We start from the raw sequence: 22,966 nt of genomic DNA on the forward strand, positions 1-22,966 counted from the left end.
CTCCCTCACTCCCGCACTCCCGCACTCCCGCACTCCCGCGCTCCCTCAACTCCCGGTACTCCGGTACGAGCGAAGCCCCGCCCGCCAGGCCAGCCCCGCCAGCGCGCAGCAGGCAACGGCCACCAGCGGCGGCGCGAACGCCACCCACTCGGGCAGATCCAGCGGATAGGGCCGGTCCAGCACGTAACTCGCCGGCAGCCAGTTGACGAAGGCCAGCGGCATCACGAACGTCACCCCCCGCACCAGGTCCAGCGCGAACACCGTCGGCGGGTACTGCAACATCGTCGTACCGCCGTAGGTGAAGGCGTTCGACACCTCCGAGGCATCCTGCGCCACGAACTGGAACGCCGCCGCGGCCACGAACACCGCACAGAAGATCCCCGCCCCGCTGAGCAGCATCACCGGCATCAGCAGCAGCTTCGCCGCCGTCCAGTCGACGTCCAGGACCGTCAGCGCGTACCCCAGCACCAGCACCCCCTGCGTCACCCGGCCCAGCCGGCGCAGCGCGAACCGGTCCGCCGCCACCTGCGCCAGCACCGGCGCCGGACGCACCAGCAGCGTGTCCAGCGTCCCGTCGCGCACCCGCCGGCCCAGCCGCTCCATCGAGCCGATCGCCAGGTCGGCCAGCCCGAAGCAGACACCGGACACCCCGTACAGGAACGCCACCTCGGCCAGCGACCAGCCGCCCAGCGCGTCGACGCGGGAGAACATCAACAGGATCGCCACGAAGTCCAGCGCGGTCGCCGCGAAGTTCCCGAACGTCGTCAGCGCGAAGGACGTCCGGTACGCCATCGTCGACCGGATCCACATCACCGCGATCAGCCGGTACGCGCGCAGCCCCTCGGCGACCCGCCCGGGTCTCTTCGCCCTGCCCGCCGCGTGAGCCGTCTCAGCCACCCTGGACCACCACCCGTCGCGTCGCCGCCGACTGCATCAGCCGGCCCACCGCCAGCAGCGCCACCGCCCACCCCGCCTGGAAGAGATACGTCCCCAGCGGATCGGCCTCCCCCAGCAGCACGTCCGCCGGCGCCTGGAGCAGCGACGACCACGGCAGCATCCGTACGACTTCGCCGAGCGCACCGGGGAACACGTTCAGCGGCAGCAGCATCCCCGAGCAGAAGAACCCCGCGAGCCACGCCATCTGCGTCACCCCCATGCCGTCCATCAGCCAGAACGCCGAGAGGGCCACCAGGTACCGCAGTGCGAAACTCACCGCCGCCGCCAGCACCACCGCCACCAGGAACGCCGCCCACGTGGACACCTCCCGCGGCAGCGCCACCGGGAAGAACAGCGACCCGAAGGCGAACGGCACCACCCCACGCCCCAGCAACTGGAACAGCGCCCGCCCCACGTCCGCCGCCAGCCACCACAGCTGGAGATCCGCCGGCCGGTACAGATCGACGGCGATGTCACCCGTACGGATGCGCTCCATCAGCTCGTCCTCGAACCCGCCGCCCCCGATCGCCAGCGCCGCCAGCAACGCCTGCCCCAGCCACACGAAGGTGACGGCCTGCGCCTGGTCGTAGCCCCCGAGCTGCGGTTTCTCGTCCCACAGGGCCAGATAGGTGTACACCAGGATCAACCCGAAGACCGTGTTGGTGAACACCCCGGCGGCGGTGGCCGCCCGATAGGTCGCGTACCGTCGGAAGCCCCCCGCCGCGACGGCCGCGTACAACCGCCCCGAGCCCACGCCCACGACTCCCACCCTCCGAACGGCACCGAAGCGCAGGAGCCTAGTGCGACGGCGACCGCACCTGCCACGGAATTTCGCGGGTGTGCCGCCGAGTGGGAACGGAACGCCCGGTGCGAGAGTCTTCTTCTGAGGGCGTCGAAGGCGAGAGCAGGCGCCGGAGGACGCAGGGGCGTACAGGCCGTACGCGACCAGACCGTACGACGCGAAAACCGTACGACGCGAAACAGGAGTCCGTGCACGAGATGAGCGACGAGCCGCAGCCGCAGCAGCCGAACCAGGGCTGGGCCCCACGAGAGCCCCAGGCGGCCGGCGAGGGGGAGGCCGGCGAAGGAACGGCCGGCGAGGGCAAGGCCAAGAAGCCCAAGCGGCCGGCGCGCACCGGCTGGCGCCGGCTGGTCCCGACCTGGCGCATCGTGCTGAGCACCTGCCTCATCGGCGTACTGCTGCTGATCGGCGGCTTCTTCCTCGGCTACCACCTGGTGCAGATCCCGGCCGCCAACGCGCTCGCCACCAAGCAGTCCAACGTCTACCTGTACGCCGACGGCGGCGTCCTCGCCCGCGACGGCGAGGTCAACCGGGAGAGCGTCGGCCTCGCCCGCATCTCCAAGGACGCCCAGCACGCCGTCCTGGCCGCCGAGGACCGCGACTTCTACAGCGAGTCCGCCATCGACCCGGGAGCCATGGTCCGCGCCGGCTGGAACACCGCCACCGGCAAGGGCAAGCAGTCCGGCTCCACGATCACCCAGCAGTACGTCAAGAACTACTACCTGGCCCAGGAACAGACCATCACCCGCAAGGTGAAGGAGTTCTTCATCTCGATCAAGCTCGACCGCGAGAAGAGCAAGAACGAGATCCTCGAGGGCTACCTCAACACCAGCTTCTTCGGCCGCGGCGCCTACGGCATCCAGGCCGCCGCCCAGGCCTACTACGGCGTCGACGCCAAGGACCTCACCGCCGCCCAGGGCGCCTACCTCGCCTCGCTGCTCAACGCGCCCAGCCAGTACGACGTCGTCGCCCACCCCGAGAACAAGCCCGCGGCCGAGGCCCGCTGGAACTACGTCCTGGACGGCATGGTCGAGAAGGGCTGGCTGAGCCCGTCCGAACGCGCGAGCCAGAAGTTCCCCGCGCCCAAGGAGAGCACCATCTCCACCAACATGTCCGGGCAGCGCGGCTACGTCGTCAACATCGTCAGGGACTACCTGATCCAGAACGGCATCGTCGACGAGGAGGAACTCGACCGAGGCGGCTACCGCATCACCACGACCCTGCAGAAGGACAAGCAGAACGCCTTCGTCAAGGCCGTCGACGACAAGCTCATGTCCAAACTGGACAAGAAGGACCGCAAGGTCGACTCCTACGTCCGCGCGGGCGGCGCCTCCGTCGACCCGAGGACCGGCAAGGTCGTCGCGATGTACAACGGCATCGACTACGTCAAGCAGTACACACCGAACGCCACCCGCCGCGACTTCCAGGTCGGCTCCACCTTCAAGCCCTTCGTGTTCACGTCCGCCGTCGAGAACCACTCCGAGACGCAGGACGGCCGCACGATCAACCCGAACACGATCTACGACGGCACCAGCGAACGCCCCGTCGAGGGCTGGAGCGGCGGCCGCTACGCCCCGGAGAACGAGGACCACCACGACTACGGCGACGTCACCGTCCGCGAGGCCACCGACAAGTCCGTGAACGCCGTGTACGCCCAGATGGCCGTGGACGTCGGCTCCGACAAGGTCCGGCAGACCGCGATCGACCTCGGCCTGTCCAAGAACACCCCCGAACTCACCCCCTCCCCCTCCATCGCCCTCGGCGTGGCCACCGCCAGCCCCCTCGACATGGCGGAGGCGTACGCCACCCTCGCCAACCACGGCAGGCACGGCACGTACACGCTGGTGGAGAAGGTCATGAAGGACGGCAAGCACGAGGTCGAGCTGCCCGAGCGGCGCGAGCGCCAGGCCGTCAGCCGCGAGGCCGCCGACACCACCACCTCCGTCCTGCGCAGCGTCGTCCAGAACGGCACCGCCACCGCCGCCCAGGCCGCCGGCCGCCCCGCCGCCGGCAAGACCGGCACCGCCGAGGAGGACACCGCCGCCTGGTTCGCCGGCTACACCCCCGAACTGGCCACCGTCATCGCCGTCATGGGCCAGGACCCGGAAACCGCCGCCCACAAGTCGCTCTACGGCGCGATGGGCCTGGCCCGCGTCAACGGCGGCGGCGCGCCCGCCGAGATCTGGGGCCAGTACACCCGCAACGCCCTCAAGGGCGAACCGGTCACCGACTTCGACCTCCAGCTCCAGGTCGGCGCCGACGTCACCGCGTCCCCGTCCGACGACTCCTCGGACGAACCGGGCACCGGCGACGAGAGCGGCGGCGGCGAGCCCGACGACGAGCCGACCGGCGACGGGAACGAGTCCGGCAACGAGACCACCCCGGGCTCGACCGGCGGCGGCAGCACCCCGCCGGGCGGCGAAACCGGCACCGGCGACCCGACGACCGGCGGCCCCACCACGGGCGGCGCCACGACCGAACCGGGCCCCACCGGCGGCGGCGACGGAGGCGGCGACGACTCGACGAACGGCGGCGGCACCACAGAAGGAGGCGACGGCGACACGACCGGCGCGGGCGGCGGAGGCGACGCGGACACCGGAACGGTCGCCGGCATCCCCGTCACCCCCCGCCGCCAGTGAGCGTCAATGACCGGAGGTCGCCTTCAGCCCCACCACGGCGACCAGCAGCAGACAGATGAAGAAGATCCGGGCGGCGGTCACCGGCTCACCCAGCACCACCATGCCGAGCACCGCCGCACCGGCCGCGCCGATGCCCACCCACACGCCGTAGGCGGTACCGATGGGCAGCGTCCGGGCCGCGTACGACAGCAGCACCATGCTGGCGACGATCCCGGCGCCGGTGAACAGACTCGGCACGAGACGGGTGAACCCGTCCGTGTACTTCATCCCGATCGACCAGCCGACCTCGAGCAGACCGGCGACGAGCAACAGAACCCAGGCCATGACGGCACCTCCGTGAACGAACTGAACGGTGGTGCGTCGTCTTTTCCTTGGCCCGGTACGGCGCGTCTCGTCGGGGCACTTCCCAACGTAGCAAAGACAGAAGAAAGGGGCTGGTGACCTTGATCACCAGCCCCTGAACCGCTCTGCGAACCCCTGTTTCACAGGTACGGGGTCTCAGAGATACAGCCCGGTCGAATCCTCCGACCCCTCGAACCGGTCCGCGGCCACCGCGTGCAGATCGCGTTCGCGCATGAGCACGTACGCGGTACCCCGCACCTCGACCTCCGCACGGTCCTCCGGGTCGTACAGCACCCGGTCGCCCGGCTCCACGGTCCGTACGTTCTGACCCACCGCGACGACCTCGGCCCAGGCCAGCCGCCGGCCGACCGCCGCCGTGGCGGGAATCAGGATCCCGCCCCCGGAACGCCGCTCGCCCTCACCGGTGTCCTGCCGCACGAGTACACGGTCGTGCAGCATCCGGATGGGCAGCTTGTCGTCCGGGGAACTGTGCTCGTTTCTCTTGGCGCTCACGCCCTGAACCTACCTGCCCCGGCTCAGCGCCTGCGCCGCCGGGTACCGCCCAGGGCGAGCAGCCCCACGACCCCGACGACCACGAGCGCGACGGGCACGACCCGCTCCATCCGGGGCGCGCCCTCCTCGTCCACGAACTGCGACTTCACATCGCTGACCACACGATTGACCCCGACGTACGCACGCCCGAGAGTGTGATCGACGCTGGAAGCGACCTTGGCCTTCGCATCGCCCACGATCGTCTTCGGGTGCACCCGCATCCCGATCTCGTCGAGCGTCTCGGCCAGCACCTCGCGGCGGCGCTTGATGTCCGCCTCGATCTGCGCCGGGGTTCTGATGTCCGACGTGTCCGCCACCGTACGGCCTCCGAAGTCTGCTGACGCTGTTCCGGACAGTCTGTCAGCTACTCGCCCCGCTGCACTGTCAGGACCCCCGGTTACGCTGGTTCGATGAGCGAGCGACTCCAGCCCGGGGACGTGGCCCCCGCCTTCACCCTCCCGGACGCCGACGGCAACGAGGTGTCCCTGTCCGACCACAAGGGCCGCAAGGTCATCGTGTACTTCTACCCTGCCGCGCTTACCCCCGGCTGCACGAAGCAGGCGTGCGACTTCACGGACAACCTGGAGCTGCTGACCGGCGCCGGGTACGACGTGATCGGCATCTCCCCGGACAAGCCGGAGAAGCTGGCCAAGTTCCGCGACACGGAGTCGCTCGCGGTCACCCTCCTCGCCGACCCGGACAAGAAGGTCCTGGACGCCTACGCGGCCTTCGGCGAGAAGAAGAACTACGGCAAGACGTACATGGGCGTCATCCGCTCCACGATCGTCGTCGACGAGGACGGCAAGGTGGAGCGCGCCCTGTACAACGTCCGCGCGACGGGCCACGTGGCCAAGATCATCAAGGACTTGGGGATCTGACGGCGCTGCCCGACCAGTACCATGGCCGGGCAGCAGCGCCGGGCGGCCGTGGTGGAATTGGCAGTCACGCTGGGTTTAGGTCCCAGTGGGGTAACTCCCGTGAGGGTTCGAGTCCCTCCGGCCGCACCAGTACGTTCTTCGGCTGCTCAGCCGAGCAGCTCCCGCACCACCGGCACCAGCGCCCTGAACGCCTTGCCCCGGTGGCTGATCGCGTTCTTCTCCGCTGCCGTCAGTTCCGCGCACGTGCGGGTCTCGCCCTCCGGCTGGAGGATCGGGTCGTAGCCGAAGCCGCCCGTGCCGGCGGGGGCGTGGCGGAGGGTGCCCCGGAGTTGGCCCTCGACGACGCGTTCCGTGCCGTCGGGCAGGGCCAGGGCCGCCGCGCAGGCGAAGTGCGCGCCCCGGTGTGCGTCGGCGATGTCGCCGATCTGGGCGAGGAGGAGGTCGAGGTTGGCCTTGTCGTCGCCGTGGCGGCCGGACCAGCGGGCGGAGAAGATGCCGGGCGCGCCGTTCAGGACGTCGACGCAGAGGCCGGAGTCGTCGGCGACGGCGGGCAGGCCGGTGGCCTGTGCGAGGGCGTGGGCCTTGAGGAGGGCGTTCTCGGCGAAGGTGACGCCGGTTTCCCTGACGTCGGGGATCTCCGGGTAGGCGTCCGCGCCGACGAGGTCGTGGGGCAGGCCCGCGTCGGCGAGGATGGCCCTCAGTTCGGTGATCTTTCCGGCGTTGCGGGTGGCGAGGATCAGGCGGGTCATGGGTTCAGTATCCCGGCCCTCGCCGGCCCGCTCGCACTGCCCTTACGGCGTGCAGACCTTCGTCAGTTCGCCCGCCGCGTCGGTGACGGGGCTGAGGTCGGGGGTGTTGTCGCCGTTCTCGACGGAGGTGCGGACGTTGTCGACGGCCTTGCCGAGGTCGTCGACCGCCTTGTCGACGTCGGCGTTGTCGGTCTTGTCGCCGATCTTGTCGAGGTCCTTGTCTATGGAGTCGAGGGATTCCTCGAGTTGCGTCGGGTCGTTGGACGCGTTCTCCACGGCCTGCTGGAGTGCGGTGACGCTGTCGGCGATGGCGTCGGCGGTCTGGACGCAGTCGAGGGCCTTGTCGACGGCGTCGCATCCGGTGGTGAGTCCGGCCGTCAGGGCGATGGCCGCCACGGTGGCGGCGGCGACGGTGGTGCGGCGAAGGCGGCGGTGGCGGCTCGCGGCCATGGGTCTCGGTCCTCCCCTTGGGACAGGGCCGGGCGGCCCGTGTGCGGTACGGCGCCGGACGTACGGCGGTGAACCGTACGTCCGTACTGCTAGTGACGCGGCGGAGGGCGGCGGAGTTGCGTCTCCGGCCGCCTTTTCTTGATGCGCCCTTGGTCTTCTCTTTACTTTTCGAGGGTCGTATCGAGAGCCTTGCGCTGGAGTTCGGCCAGTTCGGTGCAGCCGGCGGCGGCGAGGTCGAGGAGGGCGTTGAGTTCGTCGCGGTCGAAGGGCTCGGCCTCGGCGGTGCCCTGGACCTCGACGAAGCGGCCGTCGCCGGTGCAGACGACGTTCATGTCGGTGTCGGCGCGGACGTCCTCCTCGTAGCGGAGGTCGAGGAGGGGGGTGCCGTCGACGATGCCGACGGAGACGGCGGAGACGGTGCCGGTGAGGGGCTTGCGGCTGGGGCGGATCAGTTTGTTGGCCTGGCCCCAGGTGATGGCGTCGGCCAGCGCGACGTAGGCACCGGTGATCGCTGCCGTCCGGGTGCCGCCGTCGGCCTGGAGGACGTCGCAGTCGAGGACGATGGTGGTTTCGCCGAGTGCCTTGTAGTCGATGACCGCGCGCAGGGAGCGGCCGATGAGGCGGCTGATCTCGTGGGTGCGGCCGCCGATGCGGCCCTTGACGGACTCGCGGTCGCCGCGGGTGTTGGTGGCGCGGGGGAGCATGGCGTATTCGGCGGTGACCCAGCCTTCGCCGCTGCCCTTGCGCCAGCGGGGGACGCCTTCGGTGACGGAGGCGTTGCAGAGGACTTTGGTGTCGCCGAAGGAGACGAGGACGGAGCCTTCGGCGTGCTTGCTCCAGCCGCGTTCGATGGTGACGGGGCGGAGCTGCTGGGGGGTGCGGCCGTCGATTCGTGACATGCGGGTGAGCCTAGCGGGCGCACGGGAAGGGGCCCGTCCCGCGGTGGGAGGGGCCCCTGGACGCGCTCGGCGTCTTTACATCATGTCTTCGATCTCGGCGGCGATCGGGTCGGCGTCGGTGCCGATGACGACCTGGATGGCGGTGCCCATCTTGACGACGCCGTGGGCGCCGGCGGCCTTGAGGGCGGCTTCGTTGACCAGCGCGGGGTCGTTGACCTCGGTGCGGAGGCGGGTGATGCAGCCTTCGATCTCGTCGATGTTGTCGATGCCGCCGAGGCCGGCGACGATCTTCTCAGCCTTGCTGGCCATGTTCTTTCTCCCTGATCCGAGCCGCTTTGTGGCAGTAACCCACAGTTGGCCCATCTTCGCGAGCCATCGTGGGGCCTGTGTCGAATGATGGCGTCACGGCGGCGGAGCCGTCTGTCAACTGGTCTACACCAGTGTACCGGCGACCGGATGGAGACCGGATGAGTACCGACAGCGCGGTCAGCCCTGCCCGTGCCCGCTGGAACAAGGCGTTCCAGGGGTTGCAGAAGATGGGCCGCAGTCTTCAGTTGCCCATCGCGGTCCTGCCCGCCGCGGGCATTCTCAACCGGCTCGGGCAGCCGGATGTCTTCGGGGACGACGGTCTTGGCTGGTCGAACGTCTCGAAGGTGATGACCGGCGCGGGTGGCGCGCTGCTGGACGGTTCGCTGGGGCTGCCGCTGCTGTTCTGTGTGGGCGTGGCCATCGGGATGGCGAAGAAGGCGGACGGTTCGACGGCGCTGGCGGCGGTGGCGGGGTTCCTCGTCTACTTCAACGTGCTGCGGCAGTTTCCGGAGGACTGTCCGGAGGGGTCGGAGGCGATCCCGCAGATCGGGTGCCGGCTGACCGACGGGTCGGAGACGGTGACGGCCTTCACCTTCCAGAATCCGGGGGTCTTCGGCGGCATCGTGATGGGGTTGCTGACGGCCTATTTCTGGCAGCGGTTCCATCGGACCAAGCTGGTCGACTGGCTCGGGTTCTTCAACGGGCGCCGGCTGGTGCCGATCATCATGGCCTTCGTGGCGATCGCCTTCGCGGCGCTGTGCCTGTGGGTGTGGCCGCCGATCGGTGACGCGCTGGAGAGCTTCAGCGACTGGCTGACGGGGCTGGGCGCGTGGGGTGCGGGTGTGTTCGGGCTGGCGAACCGGGCGTTGCTGGTGATCGGCCTGCATCAGTTCCTGAACGTGCCGATGTGGTTCCAGTTCGGTTCGTACACGAAGCCGGACGGCACGGTGGTGCACGGCGACATCAACATGTTCCTGGCGGGCGATCCGAACGCGGGCCAGTTCACCTCCGGCTTCTTCCCGATCATGATGTTCGCGCTGCCGGCGGCGGCGCTGGCGATCACCCACTGCGCGAAGCCGCACCGGCGCAAGGAGGTCGGCGGTCTGATGCTGTCGGTGGCGCTGACGTCGTTCGTGACGGGGATCACGGAGCCGCTGGAGTACTCGTTCCTGTTCATCGCTCCGGTGCTGTACGCGGTGCACGCGGTGCTGACGGGTGTGTCGATGGCGGTGACGTGGGCGCTGGGCGTGAAGGACGGGTTCAGTTTCTCGGCGGGGCTGATCGACTACGTCATCAACTGGAATCTGGCGACCAGACCGTGGCTGATCATTCCGATCGGCCTGTGTTTCGCGGTGGTGTACTACGTGGTCTTCCGGTTCGCGATCACGAAGTTCGACCTGAAGACGCCGGGTCGGGAGCCGGAGGACGAGGTGGAGGACGTCACGAAGGTGTAGACCTCACGCACCGTCACGTACGCTTTGAGCGTGGTCTCGCGAAGGCCCTCGGACCGACCGTCCGGGGGCCTTCGGCACGCCGTCGCGGCGCCCTGGCCTGGGAGCTTGATCGGGTACTGCGCGTAGTGCCTCCGTCGCGGAATCGCGGGTTCCTTACGCGGCCTTCATCGTGCTACAACAGGTCTACACCACTGAGTGGTGTAGACCACCACCCGATGGAGGAAGTATGAGCACCGCCACCGACAAGGCGGCCCCCGCAAAGAAGCGGGGATCTGGTCTTTTCCAGGGTTTGCAGAAGGTCGGCCGCAGCCTGCAGCTTCCGATCGCCGTGCTTCCGGCGGCCGGCATCATGGTCCGGCTCGGCCAGGACGACATCTTCGGCAAGGACGGCCTGGGCTGGGACCGCGTCGCCGCCGTCTTCAACAACGCGGGCGGTGCTCTGACCGGCTCGCTGCCGCTCCTGTTCTGCATAGGCGTGGCCATCGGCTTCGCCAAGAAGGCGGACGGCTCGACCGCCCTGGCCGCGGTGGTCGGCTTCCTCGTGTACAGCAAGGTCCTGGAGGCCTTCCCGGTCACCGAGGCGGTGGTCCAGGAAGGCGCGGACGTCGCCGCGACGTACAACAACCCGGGTGTGCTCGGCGGCATCATCATGGGTCTGCTCTCCGCCGTACTGTGGCAGCGGTTCCACCGCACCAGGCTGGTGGACTGGCTCGGCTTCTTCAACGGCCGCCGTCTGGTGCCGATCATCATGGCCTTCGTCGGCATCGTGGTCGGTGTCTTCTTCGGTCTGGTCTGGGAGCCCATCGGCACCGGCATCTCCAACTTCGGTGAGTGGATGACCGGCCTCGGCGCCGGTGGCGCGGCCCTGTTCGGCGGCGTGAACCGCGCGCTGATCCCGGTCGGCATGCACCAGTTCGTCAACACGGTGGCCTGGTTCCAGCTGGGCGACTTCACGAACGCCGCCGGTGAGGTCGTGCACGGCGACATCACCCGCTTCCTCGCCGGTGACCCGAACGCCGGCATCTTCCAGTCGGGCTTCTTCCCGATCATGATGTTCGGCCTGCCGGCCGCCGCGATCGCCATCGCGCACTGCGCCCGCCCGGAGCGCCGCAAGGCCGTGATGGGCATGATGATCTCCCTGGCCGCGACCTCGTTCGTCACCGGTGTGACCGAGCCGATCGAGTTCTCGTTCATGTTCATCGCGCCGGTCCTGTACGTGCTGCACGCGGTGCTCACGGCCGCCTCGATGGCGATCACCTGGGGCCTGGGTGTGCACGCCGGCTTCAACTTCTCGGCCGGTGCCATCGACTACGCCCTGAACTGGCATCTCGCCACCAAGCCATGGCTGATCATTCCGATCGGTCTGGTGTTCGCGGCGATCTACTACGTGACGTTCCGCTTCGCGATCATCAAGTTCGACCTGAAGACCCCGGGCCGCGAGCCCGAGGAGGAGGTCGAGGACCTCACGAAGGCGTGAGTCCCCGCCGCAGGCAGGCATGACGAGGGCCCCGGAACCGGGAAGGTTCCGGGGCCCTCGTCGCGTCTGTGCGGGGGCTAGACCTCGTACACCGCGCCCGCCGCGGCGACCTCCACCGGCCCGCCGTAGACCTCGCGTGCGTCGGCGAGGTTGACCTGGGGGTCGGTCCACGGGGGGATGTGGGTGAGGACCAGGCGCCGGGCGGCGGCGCGGGTGGCGGTCTCGCCCGCCTCGCGGCCGTTGAGGTGCAGGTCCGGGATGTTCTCCTTGCCGTGCGTGAAGGCGGCCTCGCACAGGAACAGGTCGGTGTCGCGGGCGAGTTCGTCCAGTGTGGCGGTCACGCCCGTGTCACCGGAGTAGGTCAGCGACCTGCCGCCGTGCTCGACGCGGATGGCGTAGGCCTCCACGGGGTGGGCGACGCGTTCGGTGTGCACGGTGAGGGGTCCGACCTCGAAGGTGGACGGCTTGACCGTGTGGAAGTCGAAGACCTCGCTCATGGAGGAGGCGGAGGGGGTGTCGGCGTAGGCGGTGGTGAGCCGGTGCTCGGTGCCCTCGGGGCCGTAGACCGGGAGGGGGGCGCAGCGGCCGCCTTCGTGCCGGTAGTAGCGCGCCACGAAGTAGGCGCACATGTCGATGCAGTGGTCGGCGTGCAGGTGGCTGAGGAAGATCGCGTCGAGGTCGTAGAGACCGCAGTGGCGCTGCAACTCGCCGAGGGCGCCGTTGCCCATGTCGAGGAGCAGCCGGAAGCCGTCGGCCTCGACGAGGTAGCTCGAGCAGGCCGATTCCGCGGACGGGAACGACCCCGAGCAGCCGACGACGGTGAGCTTCATGAAGCAGAAACCTCCGCTGGCGCGTGTGGAGAGACGGGGGTCGTGCGGTTCGTCGAGCGTAAGGCGCAAAACCTGCGGTCGCTCCTCCACCAGGGGCCGTTGTGGGCGAACTCACCTGCGGTGTCACCGGTTCGGCTGGAAGTGGGGGCGCTCCGGGCCATGGCGGGGGCGCGCGGGGCCAGTGCGCGCCGGTACGGTCGTCGACATGAACACGTCCTGGTGGCTCGCCCTCGCGGCGGTGGTATTGCTCGCGCTCGTCGCCACGGTCGTCGACGGCTGGGGCCGGGGGCGGCGGCCTCCGCGGCCGGGCGGCAGCCGGCGTCCGCCGGGCCGGCCCACGGGGCCGAGGGGGCGGGCCGGCCGGCCGCGGCCCGCGGAGATCTGGTGGGCGAACGTGCCCTACGAGGACTCCGGCGGCGCGAAGGACCGGCCGTGTCTGGTGATCTCGGTGCGCGGACGGCGGGTGCTGGTGGCGAAGATCACCAGCCGGTACCGGGAGGGGCGGGCCGGGGTGATCACACTGCCGCCGGGCTCGGTCGGGGACGCGCGGGGGCGGACGAGTTTCCTGGAGACCGACGAGTTGCGGGAGGTGCCCCTGGGGGACTTCCGGCGGCGGGTGGGCGAGGTGGACCCGGCCCTGTGGGACCAGGTCCGGCACCTCGCCCGGTGAGCCCTCAGGCCCAGAGCTGGCCCTGGAGCGTGTCGATGGCCTCCTCGGTGGTGGCCGCCGTGTAGACGCCGGTGGAGAGGTACTTCCAGCCGCCGTCGGCGACGACGAACACGATGTCCGCGCTCTCGCCGGCCTGCACCGCCTTCTTCCCGACGCCGATCGCGGCGTGCAGGGCGGCGCCGGTGGAGACGCCCGCGAAGATGCCCTCCTGCTGGAGGAGCTCACGGGTACGGGTGACCGCGTCGGCGGAGCCCACGGAGAAGCGGGTGGTGAGGACGGAGGCGTCGTACAGCTCGGGTACGAAGCCCTCGTCGAGGTTGCGCAGGCCGTAGACCAGGTCGTCGTAGCGCGGTTCGGCGGCGACGATCTTCACGTCGGGCTTGTTCTCGCGCAGGAAGCGGCCGACGCCCATGAGGGTGCCCGTGGTGCCGAGGCCGGCCACGAAGTGGGTGATGGAGGGCAGGTCGGCGAGGATCTCCGGGCCGGTGCCGGCGTAGTGGGCGCCGGCGTTGTCCGGGTTGCCGTACTGGTAGAGCATCACCCAGTCCGGGTGCTCGGCGGAGAGTTCCTTGGCGACCCGTACCGCGGTGTTGGAGCCGCCCGCGGCCGGGGAGGAGATGATCTCCGCGCCCCACATCGCGAGCAGGTCACGGCGCTCCTGGGAGGTGTTCTCGGGCATCACGCAGACGATGCGGTAGCCCTTGAGCCTGGCGGCCATGGCCAGCGAGATGCCGGTGTTGCCGGAGGTGGGCTCCAGGATGGTGCAGCCCTTGGTGAGCCGGCCGTCCTTCTCCGCCTGCTCGATCATGTGGAGCGCGGGGCGGTCCTTGATCGAGCCGGTCGGGTTGCGGTCCTCCAGCTTGGCCCAGACGCGGACGTCGTCGGACGGCGAGAGCCGCGGCAGGCGCACCAGAGGGGTGTTGCCCACCGCGGCCAGCGGGGAGTCGTAGCGCATCGCCGATCAGGCCATACCGCCGGCCACGGCCGGCAGGATCGTGATGCTGTCGCCGTCGGTGAGCTTGGTGTCGATGCCGTCCAGGAAGCGGACGTCCTCGTCGTTCAGGTAGACGTTGACGAAGCGGCGCAGCTGGTCGCCGTCCACGATGCGCGCCTGGATGCCCGTGTGCCGGGTCTCGAGGTCGGTGAAGAGCTCGGCGAGGGTGTCCCCGGTGCCCTCCACCGCCTTCTGGCCGTCGGTGTACTGGCGGAGGATGGTCGGGATGCGGACCTCGATGGCCATGGCTGAGGGCTCCTGTCGGAAGGTGTCGTGGGTTCGGTGGGGCGCGCGGCGGCGCGCGGCAGCCCGCCGCGGCACACGGCCGTACGGCGGCAGCGGAAGATCAACAGATGGCGCTGTTCAGCCTGCACAGGTCGACGTGCAGGCGCGCCACGAGCAGCGTGCCCGGCGCCTTTTCGCTCACGTCGAGAAGAACCATGGGCTCATCGTATCGATTCCCGGTCCGCTATCTGGAGTGTGATCTCATCTGCTGGACGTTTCCCGTCCGCCCTGCGATATCAGTACGCCTCCACGACCTTGACCTCCTCCTCGGTCACCTCTCCCTCCACGATCCGGAACGACCGGAACTGGAAGTCGCCGGCGCCGTCGGTGTCCGCCGTGGAGACCAGGACGTAGTGGGCGCCGGGCTCGTTGGCGTAGGTGAGGTCGGTGCGGGAGGGGTACGCCTCGGTGGCCGTGTGGGAGTGGTAGATGACCGCCGGCTCCTCGTCGCGGTCGTCCATCTCCCGGTAGAGCTTGAGCAGGTCCTGCGAGTCGAACTCGTAGAAGGTCGGCGAGCGGGCGGCGTTCAGCATCGGGATGAACCGCTCGGGGCGGCCCTCGCCCACGGGGCCGGCCACCACGCCGCACGCCTCGTCGGGGTGGTCCGCGCGCGCGTGGGCGACGATCTGGTCGTACAGGGCCTGGGTGATGGTCAGCATGCGGCCAGCATAAGCAGAGGAGCCGTCCCGTACCGGTGGGTGGTACGGGACGGCCCGCATGCTGGACGCCCTGAGCGGCGGCCGGAGCGGATGCCAGGAGCATCCCCGGTGACCGGACGTCCCGGATGCGCGAGAACGCGCAGGTCAGAGGATCTTCTCCAGCTCCGGTTCGCCGCGCCGCTCGGTGATGTCCGGGTTGCGGCTCTTCAGCACGGCCCAGCCGATGCCGAGGGCGGCGGCCCAGCCGGCCATCACGTACAGGCAGACACGGGCGTCGGCGTCGATGGCGATCAGGCAGGTGACGAAGAGCAGGAAGACGATGGCGATGTACGAGCAGACCGAGCCGCCCGGCGCCGGGAAGGAGGAGGCGGGCAGCTGCCCCGCGACGACCTTGCGGCGGTACAGCACGTGGCTGATGAGGATCATCAGCCAGGTCCAGATGCCGGCGGCGGTGGCGATGGAGGTGACGTAGCCGAAGGCCTTCTCGGGGACGACGTAGTTCAGGACCACGCCGATGCCCATGAAGATCACCGAGATGCCGATGCCGAGGGCCGGGGTCTTGGTCGACGACAGCCGGCTGAAGATCCCGGGGGCCTCGCCGTTGTCCGCGAGGGTGCGCAGCATGCGGCCCGTGGAGTACATGCCGGAGTTGCAGGACGACAGGGCGGCGGTGAGCACCACGAAGTTGACGATGCCGGCGCCGGCCGGGATGCCGATGACCGTGAAGGCCTTCACGAAGGGGCTGACGCCCTCGGCGAACTCGGTCCACTTCACGACGGCGAGGATGACGGTGAGGGCGCCGACGTAGAACAGGGCGATGCGCCAGGGCAGGGTGTTGATCGCCCTGGGGAGGGTCTTCTCCGGGTTCTCCGACTCGCCGGCGGTGACGCCGACCAGCTCGACGGCGAGGTAGGCGAACATGACGCCCTGGAGGGTCATCAGGGACGAGCCGATGCCCTTGGGGAAGAAGCCGTCGAAGGCCCACAGGTTGGAGACGGCGGCAGTGTCGCCGGCCTGGCTGAAGCCGAGGGTGAGCACGCCGACGCCGATCACGATCATGCCGATGATGGCGGTGACCTTGACCATCGAGAACCAGAACTCGATCTCGCCGAAGAGCTTCACCGAGATCAGGTTGGCGACGAACAGCAGGACCAGGAAGACGAGGGCCGACACCCACTGCGGGATGTCCGGGAACCAGTAGTGGATGTAGATGGCGGCGGCGGTGAGTTCCGCCATGCCGGTGACCACCCACATCAGCCAGTACGTCCAGCCGGTGAAGTACCCGAAGAAGGGGCCGAGGAATTCGCGCGAGTACTCGGCGAAGGAGCCGGAGACCGGTCGGTAGAGCAGGAGTTCGCCGAGCGCCCGCATGATGAAGAAGATGATCACGCCCGCGAGGGCGTACATGAGGATGATGCTGGGGCCGGCCTTGGCGATGTTGGCCCCGGCGCCCAGGAAGAGGCCGACGCCGATGGCGCCGCCGATCGCGATCATCTGGACCTGACGGCTGTTGAGCCCGCGCTCGTAGCCCTCTTCGGGGGCCTTGTCCGTGTCGACCTGCGCAGAGGTCATGTGTGGTGCGCCTTTCTCCATGCCGACCCGGGCCTGCGTCGGCCTCGGATCGGGTCTCGATCCCCCCGGATGATGGAGTCGAGCGGGCCTCACGTCCCGCTCGGTGCCTGGCCGGCGGTCCGCCGGCTCGGTGGCGCACCCGGCCGAACATTCGGGTGGTGTTCGCCGGGCGGTCGTGAAGATTTACCACGACGGCGACGCAGGCCACAGGGGCCTCATGTGACACAGCACACAGACATAGCCGGGCAGAAGACGCCCGAGACGGACGAAGCGGGGTAACTCCTTGACGGGATCATTACCCGGATTTGAGGGTCCGCTGAGCGGACACCCGTCCCGGCAATCAGGGCATAAGGGTCGCGACGAGCGACTCCTGGAGCCCGCCGAGCCACAGGTACGCCATCACCATCGGCTTGCGCGGGTCCTCGTCCGGGAGCCGGTAGAGCAGGTCCGTGTCGTCCTCGTCGGCGATCTCCAGCCGGGAACCGATCGCCAGGCGCAGGTCGTTCAGGGCGCGCAGCCACTGCTGGGACTCCTCCGCCGACAGCTTCAGCACCGCCCCGCCCTCGCCCGCGGCCGCCGAGGCGAGCCTGTCCAGGGTGCGGATGACCCCGAGCGCGTTGTCGCGCTTGCCGGCGCGCAGGTCGTTCTCGGTGTAGCGGCGGAACTCGGCGGAGTGCGCCCGCTGCTCCTCGGCCTCCTCGGCCCGCGGCGTGCCCTCGGGATCGCCGTAGGCGTCCGGGAAGAGGCGCCGCAGCACCGGGTCGGAGGGCGGTTCGCTCGGGCCGTCGGCGAAGAGCTCGGCGAGCGGGTCGTCGGAGGCGTCCTCGGCGGGGCCGGGGCCGATCAGCTCCAGGAGCTGCACGGCCAGGGACCGGATGATGGAGATCTCGACGTCGTCGAGGGCGACGGCCGCACCGCCGCCGGGGAGTGGTTCGAATTGTCCGGGCATGAAGGCGATTCAGCTACTTCCGTCCTGCGGGCGGGCGTGGGTCATTTCCGGTCCTGCTGGAGGGTGGCCCACAGGCCGTAGCCGTGCATGGCCTGGACATCCCGTTCCATCTCCTCGCGCGAGCCGCTGGAGACGACCGCCCGGCCCTTGCGATGGACGTCCATCATGAGCTTGGTGGCCTTGTCCTTGGAGTAGCCGAAGTACGACTGGAAGACGTACGTCACGTAGCTCATGAGGTTGACGGGGTCGTTGTGGACGATCGTCACCCAGGGCACGTCGGGCTCGGGTACGGCGAAGACCTCCTCCGCCGATTCGGTCTTCTCGATCTCCATGGGAGCGGCTGCCGTCACATGGCCCATGCTGCCACCACAGGGGGGCACTCGCACAAACGGGCCTGTGGGCCACGCCACGGAACCAGAAATCGTCAGAGTGACGAAATGGGGGTACGCTTCCTGCCATGAACACAGCGGACCTAGGGCTGCCCGTGGACGTTCCCTCGACGGCGCTCTTCACGGACCAGTACGAGCTGACCATGCTCCGAGCCGCCCTGAAGGCGGGCACGGCCGGGCGGCGGAGCGTGTTCGAGGTCTTCACGCGCCGACTGCCCAACGGGCGCCGCTACGGCGTCGTGGCGGGCACCGGACGGGTGCTGGACGCGGTGGAGAACTTCCGCTTCGACGCGGACGTCCTGCGCTTCCTGCGCGAGCGGGGCATCGTCGACGAGGAGACCCTGGACTGGCTCGCCCAGTACCGCTTCAGCGGCGACATCTGGGGCTACCCCGAGGGCGAGGTGTACTTCCCGGGCTCGCCGATCATGCGGGTCGAGGGATCCTTCGGTGAGTGCGTGCTGCTGGAGACGGTGATCCTCTCCATCCTCAACCACGACTCGGCGATCGCCGCCGCCGCCTCCCGGATGGCCTCCGCCGCCGGGGACCGTCCGCTGATCGAGATGGGCGCCCGCCGCACCCACGAGCTGGCCGCCGTCGCCGCCGCCCGCTCCGCCTACGTCGGCGGCTTCGCGACCACCTCCGACCTGGCCGCCGGCTTCCGCTACAACATCCCCACCGTCGGCACCTCGGCCCACGCCTTCACCCTGCTGCACGACAACGAGCGGGACGCCTTCCGGGCCCAGGTGGACGCGCTCGGCCGGGACACCACGCTCCTCGTGGACACCTACGACGTCGCCGAGGCCGTCCGTACGGCCGTGGAGATCGCCGGGCCGGAGCTGGGCGCCGTGCGCATCGACTCCGGCGACCTGCTGCTGGTCGCCCACCGGGTACGGCAGCAGCTGGACGAGCTGGGCGCCACGGAGACCAGGATCGTCGTGACCTCGGACCTGGACGAGTACGCCATCGCCTCGCTGGCGGCGGCGCCCGTGGACGCGTACGGCGTCGGAACCCAACTGGTGACCGGGTCCGGGCACCCGACGGCCTCGATGGTCTACAAGCTGGTCGCCCGCGCGGAGTCCGGTGAGGACGGGGCACCGCTGGTGCCGGTGGCCAAGAAGTCCAGCGGCGGCAAGACCTCGATCGGCGGACGCAAGTGGGCCGCCCGGCGGCTGGACCGCTACGGCCACGCCGAGGCCGAGGTGGTCGGCACCGGGCCGGTGCCCGAGGACCTCGCCGACCGGCAGCTCCTGGTCGAGCTGGTCAAGGGCGGTGCGGTCGTCGCCCGCGAGCCGCTGGACGCCGCCCGGGACCGCCACGCGGCCGCCCGCGCCAACCTCCCGCTGTCCGCCACGCAGCTCTCCCGAGGGGAACCCGTCATTCCGACGGAGTACCTGCACGGGGGCTCGGGTAGCTAGAGCTGGTGCCCCTCAACCTCACATCGGACCCAGTCGAAGGACACCGACCATGCGCCGCGCCTTGATCGTCGTAGACGTGCAGAACGACTTCTGCGAGGGGGGCAGCCTCGCGGTGTCCGGCGGTGCCGACGTGGCCGCCGCCATCACCGAGCTGATCGGGCAGGCGCCCGCCGGCTACCGCCACGTCGTGGCCACCCGCGACCACCATGTCGCACCGGGCGGCCACTTCGCCGACAACCCCGACTACGTCCACTCCTGGCCCGCGCACTGCGTCGCCGGCACGGAGGGCGTCGGCTTCCACCCGAACTTCGCCCCCGTCGTGGCGTCCGGCGCGATAGACGCCGTCTTCGACAAGGGGGCCTACTCGGCGGCCTACAGCGGCTTCGAGGGCACCGACGAGAACGGCACGGCCCTCGCCGACTGGCTGCGGGCCCGGGAGATCGACGAGGTCGACGTCGTGGGCATCGCCACCGACCACTGCGTGCGGGCCACCGCCCTGGACGCCGCGCGCGAGGGCTTCCGTACGCAGGTGCTGCTCGACCTGACCGCCGGGGTGGCCGCGGAGACCACCGAGCGGGCGCTGGAGGAGCTGCGGGAGGCGGGCGTCGAGCTGTCCGGGAAGCCGGTCGTCCAGTAGCCCCGGGAGCCGGTCACGTCTGGGCCGTGGGACGTCTGAGCAGCGCCCGGATCGGATGCCACAGCTCCTGGACGAGGTCCGGGCCGCCCACGGCGCCGGCCACCGGTGCCGTGCGCCATATGAGGCCGTCCGGGTGGTGCAGGACCGCGGTGATCTCGTCCGGGGTCGGCGGGGCGGCGTTGCCCCGCAGGTAGACCGCGCGCAGTCCCAGGTTGCGCAGCCTGGTCAGGGCGCGCGCCCGGTTCTGGGCGTGGACGAGGAAGCGCACTCCCCCGGGGGCGGCGACCCCGCCCTCCGGGGCGGCGGGGCTGGGCAGGTTCAGTGCCACCACCACCGTGCCGTTCGGCAGCTTGCAGAAGCCTCCTGCGGCCATGCGCTCATACCCCCGTGTCAGCCGGCGAAGGTCCGGGTGTCGAACCAGGTGTCAATAAGAGAACCACAGGACGCACCTAAACACGGATCGGCGGCGACCCGCCAGGGGGTCACCGCCGATCACGCTCTGACCTGGGCAGATGCTAGTTACCTGCCCGCAGGGCCGATCTCGAGCTCGATCGTCGAGCCGTTCTTGGCCTCCTTGAGGATCTTGATCTTCGTGTTGGTGTCAGTGATCTTGACGCCGCCGGTCGGGTTCGACTCGTCGTAGTAGTCGCTCTTGCGGTCGTTGAAGACCGAGACGCCCTTGGAGCCGGGGATGTACTTCGCCACGTCCGCCTTGTGCAGCGTCATGCCGTCCGTGCGGTAGCGGCTGAACGGCGAGTCGTACGCCTGGACGCGGTTGCGCATCAGGGTGCCGTCCTTCCACTTCAGCGCGGTCGGGTGGGCGTCGATCGGCAGGACCAGGCCGGTGCCCGGGTGCTGGCTGGTGTTGTTGTCCGCCTGGGAGGTGTCCCACTTCCAGATCAGCAGGCCGTTCTGGTACGCGTAGTGCTCCACCCAGTTCGGGCGGTCGCTGAAGCCGAAGTTGTACGGACCGGTCTTCAGCGTCTTGTCGTACGACACGTACTGCCGGTTCTCCGCGATGTAGTACTGCGCGTAGTCGTTGGTGAAGGACGCGCCGACCCGGGTGAAGCCGTCGGCCGTCCAGGCGGCGTCCGCGGTCTCGGCGCCGTCGGTGAAGAGCGTCTCGCCGTCGGCCCACACCGCGATCCCGTCGGCCGCGAAGCCCTTCTGGGCCACACCGCCGTCGGTCTGGTAGCGGAAGCGCAGGTCGATCTTCTTGCCCGCGTAGGCGTCGAGGGAGTACGCGAACTTCGTGTAGTCGTCGATCGTGCCGTGCAGGGCGGGCTTGTCGGCGGCGTCGCGCGGGATCAGGTTCCCGTCCACCACGCCGTCGATCGCGGTCCAGTTGGCGCCGCCGTCGGTCGAGACCTCGGTGTAGAGGTAGTCGTAGTTGGCCTCGATGTCGTACCAGCCGTCGAAGGTCAGCTCGGCGGTGGTCCTGCCGGTGAGGTCGACCGAACGGGTCAGCGTGTTCTTGAGGTTGTCACCGCTGCCGCTCCACCACTGGGTCTCGCCCTCGGCGGGGACTACGATCTCGGTGGTGACCGCCTTCTTCGGCAGCTCGACGACCAGCGCCTGCTTGTGCTTGGTGTTGTACTCGGCGACGCCCAGCTTGTGCCAGGAGTTCACGCCCGCCTTGGCGGTGTCGTAGTTCAGCCAGCCGAGCTGGAGCTTGTCCCAGGCGGTCATGTCGCCGGGCAGGTCGCCGATCTCGTTGCGGCCGGTGCCGAGCCAGGAACCGGACGACATCAGCGTCCAGAAGCCGGTGGAGTTCTCGCCGCCGGCGGTGTCGTAGTGGTCCGGCAGACCGAGGTCGTGGCCGTACTCGTGGGCGTAGACGCCGAGGCCGCCGTTCTCCGGCTGGATGGTGTAGTCGCCGACCCAGACGCCGGTGGAGCCGATCTGCGAGCCGCCGAGCTTGTTCTGCTCGGGGCCGGTGGCGCCGGCGTCGGTGCCGAAGGCGTACCAGCGGTGGGCCCAGATCGCGTCGGTGCCCTGGGCGCCGCCGCCCGCGGACTCGTCCTCGCCGGCGTGCACGATCTGGAAGTGGTCGATGTAGCCGTCGGGCTCGTTGAAGTCGCCGTCGCCGTCGAAGTCGTAGCGGTCCCACTCGTCGAAGCGGGCGGCGTCGGCCTTGATCTGGGCGTCGGTGCGGCCGGCCGCCTTCTGCTGCTCGACCCAGGCGTTCAGGCCGTCGCTGACGACGTTCCACACGCTCGGGCAGTTGGTGTCGCCGCAGGCGTTGTTGCCGTACCGGGCCTCGTTGTAGTCGACCTTGACCCAGTCGGAGACCTCGCCCTCGACCGAGTAGCGGCCGGAGGACTGCTTCTCGTAGTACGTCTTGACCGAGTTGACGCCCTTGCCGGAACCGAAGTACAGGTCCTGGAAGTGCTGCCGGTCGTAGTCCGCCTTCCAGGCCGTGGAGTTGTCGGTCTTCCGGTCGGGCTTGGCGATCTGGTTGTGCAGCGGGCCCGCGTCGCCGCCGTAGCGGCTGTCGATCTTGTCTCCGAACTCGACCAGGATGGTGAAGATCTTGTCGGTCTTCTCCCGGCCCAGCTCGACGTACTTGGCGTCGCCCTTCTTGCTCTTGAGCTGGACGACGTTGGAGCCGTCCTTCTTCTTCACCGAGGCCTTGCCGGATATGACCTGCTTGAGGGCTTCCTCGCGCTGGGCCTCCTGAGTGTCGCTCAGGGGGCCCTTGAGGTCATGGGAGTCCATGCCCTTCTCGGGGTGCGGGTCGTGCCGGTCCACGGCTTGCGGCCGGGCGGGCGAGTCCGCCTGCGCCACGCCGGCCGCGGAGAGCGTGGCGGTGGCGGCGGCGAGTGCGACGGTGGTCGCCGCCGTTCTGAACTTCCAGGATCTGCTGGTCACTTGAGTTCCTCCCCCGCGTTCACGCGCGCGGATGGGGGGACAAGGACATGGCAAAGTCCGCGCACACGTGCTCAACGCGTGTAGTCAAGTGACGACATTTGACTAGAGGTTCACCGGAAAAGACAGACCTTGACTTGAGCAGAACAAGTGCACTATGCGGAGCCGGGGTTCGCTTTGCGGACACCGAATCGTGACCGTTGGGGCCGCC

General features: G+C 69.4%; 26 protein-coding genes, 1 tRNA gene and 1 riboswitch. Of the genes, 8 read left to right on the plus strand and 19 right to left on the minus strand.

Features of this window, described 5'->3' with window-relative positions; translation table 11 throughout:
• Window positions 1–45 precede the first annotated feature (45 nt).
• Both ACIQ6R_RS07395 and ACIQ6R_RS07400 read right to left on the minus strand, forming a co-directional pair.
• The gene (locus ACIQ6R_RS07395) at window positions 46–897 is read right to left on the minus strand and encodes an ABC transporter permease (protein ID WP_404219479.1); all 852 of its coding nucleotides are present in this window, start codon (window positions 895–897) and stop codon (window positions 46–48) included.
• Complete coding sequence (locus tag ACIQ6R_RS07400) at window positions 890–1,696, minus strand: ABC transporter permease (protein WP_404219632.1); 807 nt, start codon at window positions 1,694–1,696, stop codon at window positions 890–892. Before ACIQ6R_RS07400 ends, ACIQ6R_RS07395 begins: the two co-directional genes overlap by 8 nt.
• A gap of 239 nt (window positions 1,697–1,935) precedes the next feature.
• Here ACIQ6R_RS07400 and ACIQ6R_RS07405 point away from each other — a divergent pair, with 239 nt between their 5' ends.
• Complete coding sequence (locus tag ACIQ6R_RS07405; RefSeq protein WP_404219481.1) at window positions 1,936–4,377, plus strand: transglycosylase domain-containing protein; 2,442 nt, start codon at window positions 1,936–1,938, stop codon at window positions 4,375–4,377.
• A 3-nt stretch (window positions 4,378–4,380) separates the two neighbouring features.
• On the opposite strand, the gene ACIQ6R_RS07410 is transcribed toward ACIQ6R_RS07405, so the two are convergent.
• From ACIQ6R_RS07410 to ACIQ6R_RS07420, 3 genes are all read right to left on the minus strand, one after another.
• Window positions 4,381–4,701, minus strand: a complete 321-nt coding sequence (locus ACIQ6R_RS07410; RefSeq protein WP_055417143.1) for a multidrug efflux SMR transporter — start codon at window positions 4,699–4,701, stop codon at window positions 4,381–4,383.
• A 30-nt stretch (window positions 4,702–4,731) separates the two neighbouring features.
• Window positions 4,732–4,798, minus strand: a riboswitch (guanidine-III (ykkC-III) riboswitch).
• Between the two features lie 77 nt (window positions 4,799–4,875).
• The gene (locus ACIQ6R_RS07415; RefSeq protein ID WP_121747202.1) at window positions 4,876–5,232 is read right to left on the minus strand and encodes a co-chaperone GroES; all 357 of its coding nucleotides are present in this window, start codon (window positions 5,230–5,232) and stop codon (window positions 4,876–4,878) included.
• A gap of 23 nt (window positions 5,233–5,255) precedes the next feature.
• Window positions 5,256–5,588, minus strand: a complete 333-nt coding sequence (locus ACIQ6R_RS07420) for a DUF3618 domain-containing protein (protein ID WP_375914676.1) — start codon at window positions 5,586–5,588, stop codon at window positions 5,256–5,258.
• A 93-nt stretch (window positions 5,589–5,681) separates the two neighbouring features.
• Between ACIQ6R_RS07420 and bcp the strand changes: the two genes are divergently transcribed.
• Both bcp and ACIQ6R_RS07430 read left to right on the plus strand, forming a co-directional pair.
• Window positions 5,682–6,149, plus strand: coding sequence for a thioredoxin-dependent thiol peroxidase (gene bcp, locus ACIQ6R_RS07425; RefSeq protein WP_404176997.1), 468 nt, complete (start codon window positions 5,682–5,684; stop codon window positions 6,147–6,149).
• A gap of 42 nt (window positions 6,150–6,191) precedes the next feature.
• Window positions 6,192–6,278, plus strand: a tRNA-Leu gene (locus ACIQ6R_RS07430).
• A gap of 17 nt (window positions 6,279–6,295) precedes the next feature.
• Here ACIQ6R_RS07430 and rdgB read toward each other — a convergent pair.
• The 4 genes from rdgB to ACIQ6R_RS07450 form a co-directional block, all read right to left on the minus strand.
• Window positions 6,296–6,898, minus strand: a complete 603-nt coding sequence (gene rdgB / locus ACIQ6R_RS07435) for an RdgB/HAM1 family non-canonical purine NTP pyrophosphatase (RefSeq protein ID WP_404219483.1) — start codon at window positions 6,896–6,898, stop codon at window positions 6,296–6,298.
• Between the two features lie 42 nt (window positions 6,899–6,940).
• Entirely contained in the window at window positions 6,941–7,348 is a 408-nt protein-coding gene (locus ACIQ6R_RS07440; RefSeq protein ID WP_404176991.1) for a hypothetical protein, read from the minus strand.
• A gap of 161 nt (window positions 7,349–7,509) precedes the next feature.
• Window positions 7,510–8,247, minus strand: a complete 738-nt coding sequence (rph, locus tag ACIQ6R_RS07445; RefSeq protein ID WP_404176988.1) for a ribonuclease PH — start codon at window positions 8,245–8,247, stop codon at window positions 7,510–7,512.
• A 75-nt stretch (window positions 8,248–8,322) separates the two neighbouring features.
• Window positions 8,323–8,556: a glucose PTS transporter subunit EIIB gene (locus tag ACIQ6R_RS07450; RefSeq protein WP_003975905.1), complete on the minus strand. Its 234-nt coding sequence runs from the start codon at window positions 8,554–8,556 to the stop codon at window positions 8,323–8,325.
• Between the two features lie 158 nt (window positions 8,557–8,714).
• On the opposite strand from ACIQ6R_RS07450, the gene ACIQ6R_RS07455 reads away from it, so the two are divergent.
• Window positions 8,715–10,010: a PTS transporter subunit EIIC gene (locus ACIQ6R_RS07455; RefSeq protein ID WP_404219485.1), complete on the plus strand. Its 1,296-nt coding sequence runs from the start codon at window positions 8,715–8,717 to the stop codon at window positions 10,008–10,010.
• Between the two features lie 226 nt (window positions 10,011–10,236).
• Window positions 10,237–11,487 carry a PTS transporter subunit EIIC gene (locus ACIQ6R_RS07460; protein WP_404219487.1) on the plus strand — a complete coding sequence of 417 codons (1,251 nt, stop codon included), beginning with the start codon at window positions 10,237–10,239 and terminating at the stop codon, window positions 11,485–11,487.
• Window positions 11,488–11,564: 77 nt separating this feature from the next.
• Here the strand turns inward: ACIQ6R_RS07460 and ACIQ6R_RS07465 are convergent, their stop codons facing one another.
• A complete protein-coding gene (locus ACIQ6R_RS07465) occupies window positions 11,565–12,317 on the minus strand; it encodes an MBL fold metallo-hydrolase (RefSeq protein WP_404219489.1) in 753 nt (250 codons plus the stop codon).
• Between the two features lie 205 nt (window positions 12,318–12,522).
• Between ACIQ6R_RS07465 and ACIQ6R_RS07470 the strand changes: the two genes are divergently transcribed.
• The gene (locus tag ACIQ6R_RS07470; RefSeq protein ID WP_404219490.1) at window positions 12,523–12,987 is read left to right on the plus strand and encodes a type II toxin-antitoxin system PemK/MazF family toxin; all 465 of its coding nucleotides are present in this window, start codon (window positions 12,523–12,525) and stop codon (window positions 12,985–12,987) included.
• Between the two features lie 4 nt (window positions 12,988–12,991).
• Here the strand turns inward: ACIQ6R_RS07470 and ACIQ6R_RS07475 are convergent, their stop codons facing one another.
• From ACIQ6R_RS07475 to clpS, 7 genes are all read right to left on the minus strand, one after another.
• On the minus strand, window positions 12,992–13,942 hold the full coding sequence (locus tag ACIQ6R_RS07475) for a PLP-dependent cysteine synthase family protein (RefSeq protein WP_404176976.1): 951 nt from the start codon (window positions 13,940–13,942) through the stop codon (window positions 12,992–12,994).
• A gap of 6 nt (window positions 13,943–13,948) precedes the next feature.
• Entirely contained in the window at window positions 13,949–14,227 is a 279-nt protein-coding gene (locus ACIQ6R_RS07480; protein WP_375914649.1) for a MoaD/ThiS family protein, read from the minus strand.
• Window positions 14,228–14,327: 100 nt separating this feature from the next.
• Window positions 14,328–14,423, minus strand: coding sequence for a putative leader peptide (locus tag ACIQ6R_RS07485; protein ID WP_310873142.1), 96 nt, complete (start codon window positions 14,421–14,423; stop codon window positions 14,328–14,330).
• A 79-nt stretch (window positions 14,424–14,502) separates the two neighbouring features.
• On the minus strand, window positions 14,503–14,925 hold the full coding sequence (locus tag ACIQ6R_RS07490; protein ID WP_404176972.1) for a Mov34/MPN/PAD-1 family protein: 423 nt from the start codon (window positions 14,923–14,925) through the stop codon (window positions 14,503–14,505).
• 144 nt (window positions 14,926–15,069) lie between these two features.
• Complete coding sequence (locus ACIQ6R_RS07495; RefSeq protein WP_404219492.1) at window positions 15,070–16,497, minus strand: amino acid permease; 1,428 nt, start codon at window positions 16,495–16,497, stop codon at window positions 15,070–15,072.
• Window positions 16,498–16,837: 340 nt separating this feature from the next.
• On the minus strand, window positions 16,838–17,446 hold the full coding sequence (locus tag ACIQ6R_RS07500; protein ID WP_404176965.1) for a DUF2017 domain-containing protein: 609 nt from the start codon (window positions 17,444–17,446) through the stop codon (window positions 16,838–16,840).
• A 41-nt stretch (window positions 17,447–17,487) separates the two neighbouring features.
• Entirely contained in the window at window positions 17,488–17,805 is a 318-nt protein-coding gene (gene clpS / locus ACIQ6R_RS07505; protein ID WP_055417159.1) for an ATP-dependent Clp protease adapter ClpS, read from the minus strand.
• A 98-nt stretch (window positions 17,806–17,903) separates the two neighbouring features.
• Between clpS and ACIQ6R_RS07510 the strand changes: the two genes are divergently transcribed.
• Together ACIQ6R_RS07510 and ACIQ6R_RS07515 are read left to right on the plus strand one after the other, a co-directional pair.
• Window positions 17,904–19,250, plus strand: coding sequence for a nicotinate phosphoribosyltransferase (locus ACIQ6R_RS07510; RefSeq protein ID WP_404176961.1), 1,347 nt, complete (start codon window positions 17,904–17,906; stop codon window positions 19,248–19,250).
• A 49-nt stretch (window positions 19,251–19,299) separates the two neighbouring features.
• Entirely contained in the window at window positions 19,300–19,887 is a 588-nt protein-coding gene (locus tag ACIQ6R_RS07515) for a nicotinamidase (protein ID WP_404176958.1), read from the plus strand.
• Between the two features lie 13 nt (window positions 19,888–19,900).
• Here the strand turns inward: ACIQ6R_RS07515 and ACIQ6R_RS07520 are convergent, their stop codons facing one another.
• Together ACIQ6R_RS07520 and ACIQ6R_RS07525 are read right to left on the minus strand one after the other, a co-directional pair.
• Window positions 19,901–20,260, minus strand: a complete 360-nt coding sequence (locus ACIQ6R_RS07520; RefSeq protein ID WP_404219494.1) for a hypothetical protein — start codon at window positions 20,258–20,260, stop codon at window positions 19,901–19,903.
• A gap of 146 nt (window positions 20,261–20,406) precedes the next feature.
• On the minus strand, window positions 20,407–22,758 hold the full coding sequence (locus ACIQ6R_RS07525) for an immune inhibitor A domain-containing protein (protein ID WP_404219496.1): 2,352 nt from the start codon (window positions 22,756–22,758) through the stop codon (window positions 20,407–20,409).
• Between the last annotated feature and the right edge of the window lie 208 nt (window positions 22,759–22,966).

The sequence above is a fragment of the Streptomyces sp. NPDC096048 genome (assembly GCF_044763415.1).
Classification (GTDB): Bacteria; Actinomycetota; Actinomycetes; order Streptomycetales; family Streptomycetaceae; genus Streptomyces.

Bases quoted from the DNA above. Each gene is read 5' to 3' on its own strand.
- ACIQ6R_RS07405 (WP_404219481.1), top strand. From the start codon at position 1,936: ATGAGCGACGAGCCGCAGCCGCAGCAGCCGAACCAGGGCTGGGCCCCA.
- ACIQ6R_RS07410 (WP_055417143.1), bottom strand. From the start codon at position 4,701: ATGGCCTGGGTTCTGTTGCTCGTCGCCGGTCTGCTCGAGGTCGGCTGG.
- bcp (WP_404176997.1), top strand. From the start codon at position 5,682: ATGAGCGAGCGACTCCAGCCCGGGGACGTGGCCCCCGCCTTCACCCTC.
- rdgB (WP_404219483.1), bottom strand. From the start codon at position 6,898: ATGACCCGCCTGATCCTCGCCACCCGCAACGCCGGAAAGATCACCGAA.
- ACIQ6R_RS07440 (WP_404176991.1), bottom strand. From the start codon at position 7,348: ATGGCCGCGAGCCGCCACCGCCGCCTTCGCCGCACCACCGTCGCCGCC.
- rph (WP_404176988.1), bottom strand. From the start codon at position 8,247: ATGTCACGAATCGACGGCCGCACCCCCCAGCAGCTCCGCCCCGTCACC.
- ACIQ6R_RS07450 (WP_003975905.1), bottom strand. From the start codon at position 8,556: ATGGCCAGCAAGGCTGAGAAGATCGTCGCCGGCCTCGGCGGCATCGAC.
- ACIQ6R_RS07455 (WP_404219485.1), top strand. From the start codon at position 8,715: ATGAGTACCGACAGCGCGGTCAGCCCTGCCCGTGCCCGCTGGAACAAG.
- ACIQ6R_RS07460 (WP_404219487.1), top strand. From the start codon at position 10,237: ATGAGCACCGCCACCGACAAGGCGGCCCCCGCAAAGAAGCGGGGATCT.
- ACIQ6R_RS07465 (WP_404219489.1), bottom strand. From the start codon at position 12,317: ATGAAGCTCACCGTCGTCGGCTGCTCGGGGTCGTTCCCGTCCGCGGAA.
- ACIQ6R_RS07470 (WP_404219490.1), top strand. From the start codon at position 12,523: ATGAACACGTCCTGGTGGCTCGCCCTCGCGGCGGTGGTATTGCTCGCG.
- ACIQ6R_RS07475 (WP_404176976.1), bottom strand. From the start codon at position 13,942: ATGCGCTACGACTCCCCGCTGGCCGCGGTGGGCAACACCCCTCTGGTG.
- ACIQ6R_RS07480 (WP_375914649.1), bottom strand. From the start codon at position 14,227: ATGGCCATCGAGGTCCGCATCCCGACCATCCTCCGCCAGTACACCGAC.
- ACIQ6R_RS07485 (WP_310873142.1), bottom strand. From the start codon at position 14,423: ATGGTTCTTCTCGACGTGAGCGAAAAGGCGCCGGGCACGCTGCTCGTG.
- ACIQ6R_RS07490 (WP_404176972.1), bottom strand. From the start codon at position 14,925: ATGCTGACCATCACCCAGGCCCTGTACGACCAGATCGTCGCCCACGCG.
- ACIQ6R_RS07495 (WP_404219492.1), bottom strand. From the start codon at position 16,497: ATGACCTCTGCGCAGGTCGACACGGACAAGGCCCCCGAAGAGGGCTAC.
- ACIQ6R_RS07500 (WP_404176965.1), bottom strand. From the start codon at position 17,446: ATGCCCGGACAATTCGAACCACTCCCCGGCGGCGGTGCGGCCGTCGCC.
- clpS (WP_055417159.1), bottom strand. From the start codon at position 17,805: ATGGGCCATGTGACGGCAGCCGCTCCCATGGAGATCGAGAAGACCGAA.
- ACIQ6R_RS07510 (WP_404176961.1), top strand. From the start codon at position 17,904: ATGAACACAGCGGACCTAGGGCTGCCCGTGGACGTTCCCTCGACGGCG.
- ACIQ6R_RS07515 (WP_404176958.1), top strand. From the start codon at position 19,300: ATGCGCCGCGCCTTGATCGTCGTAGACGTGCAGAACGACTTCTGCGAG.
- ACIQ6R_RS07520 (WP_404219494.1), bottom strand. From the start codon at position 20,260: ATGGCCGCAGGAGGCTTCTGCAAGCTGCCGAACGGCACGGTGGTGGTG.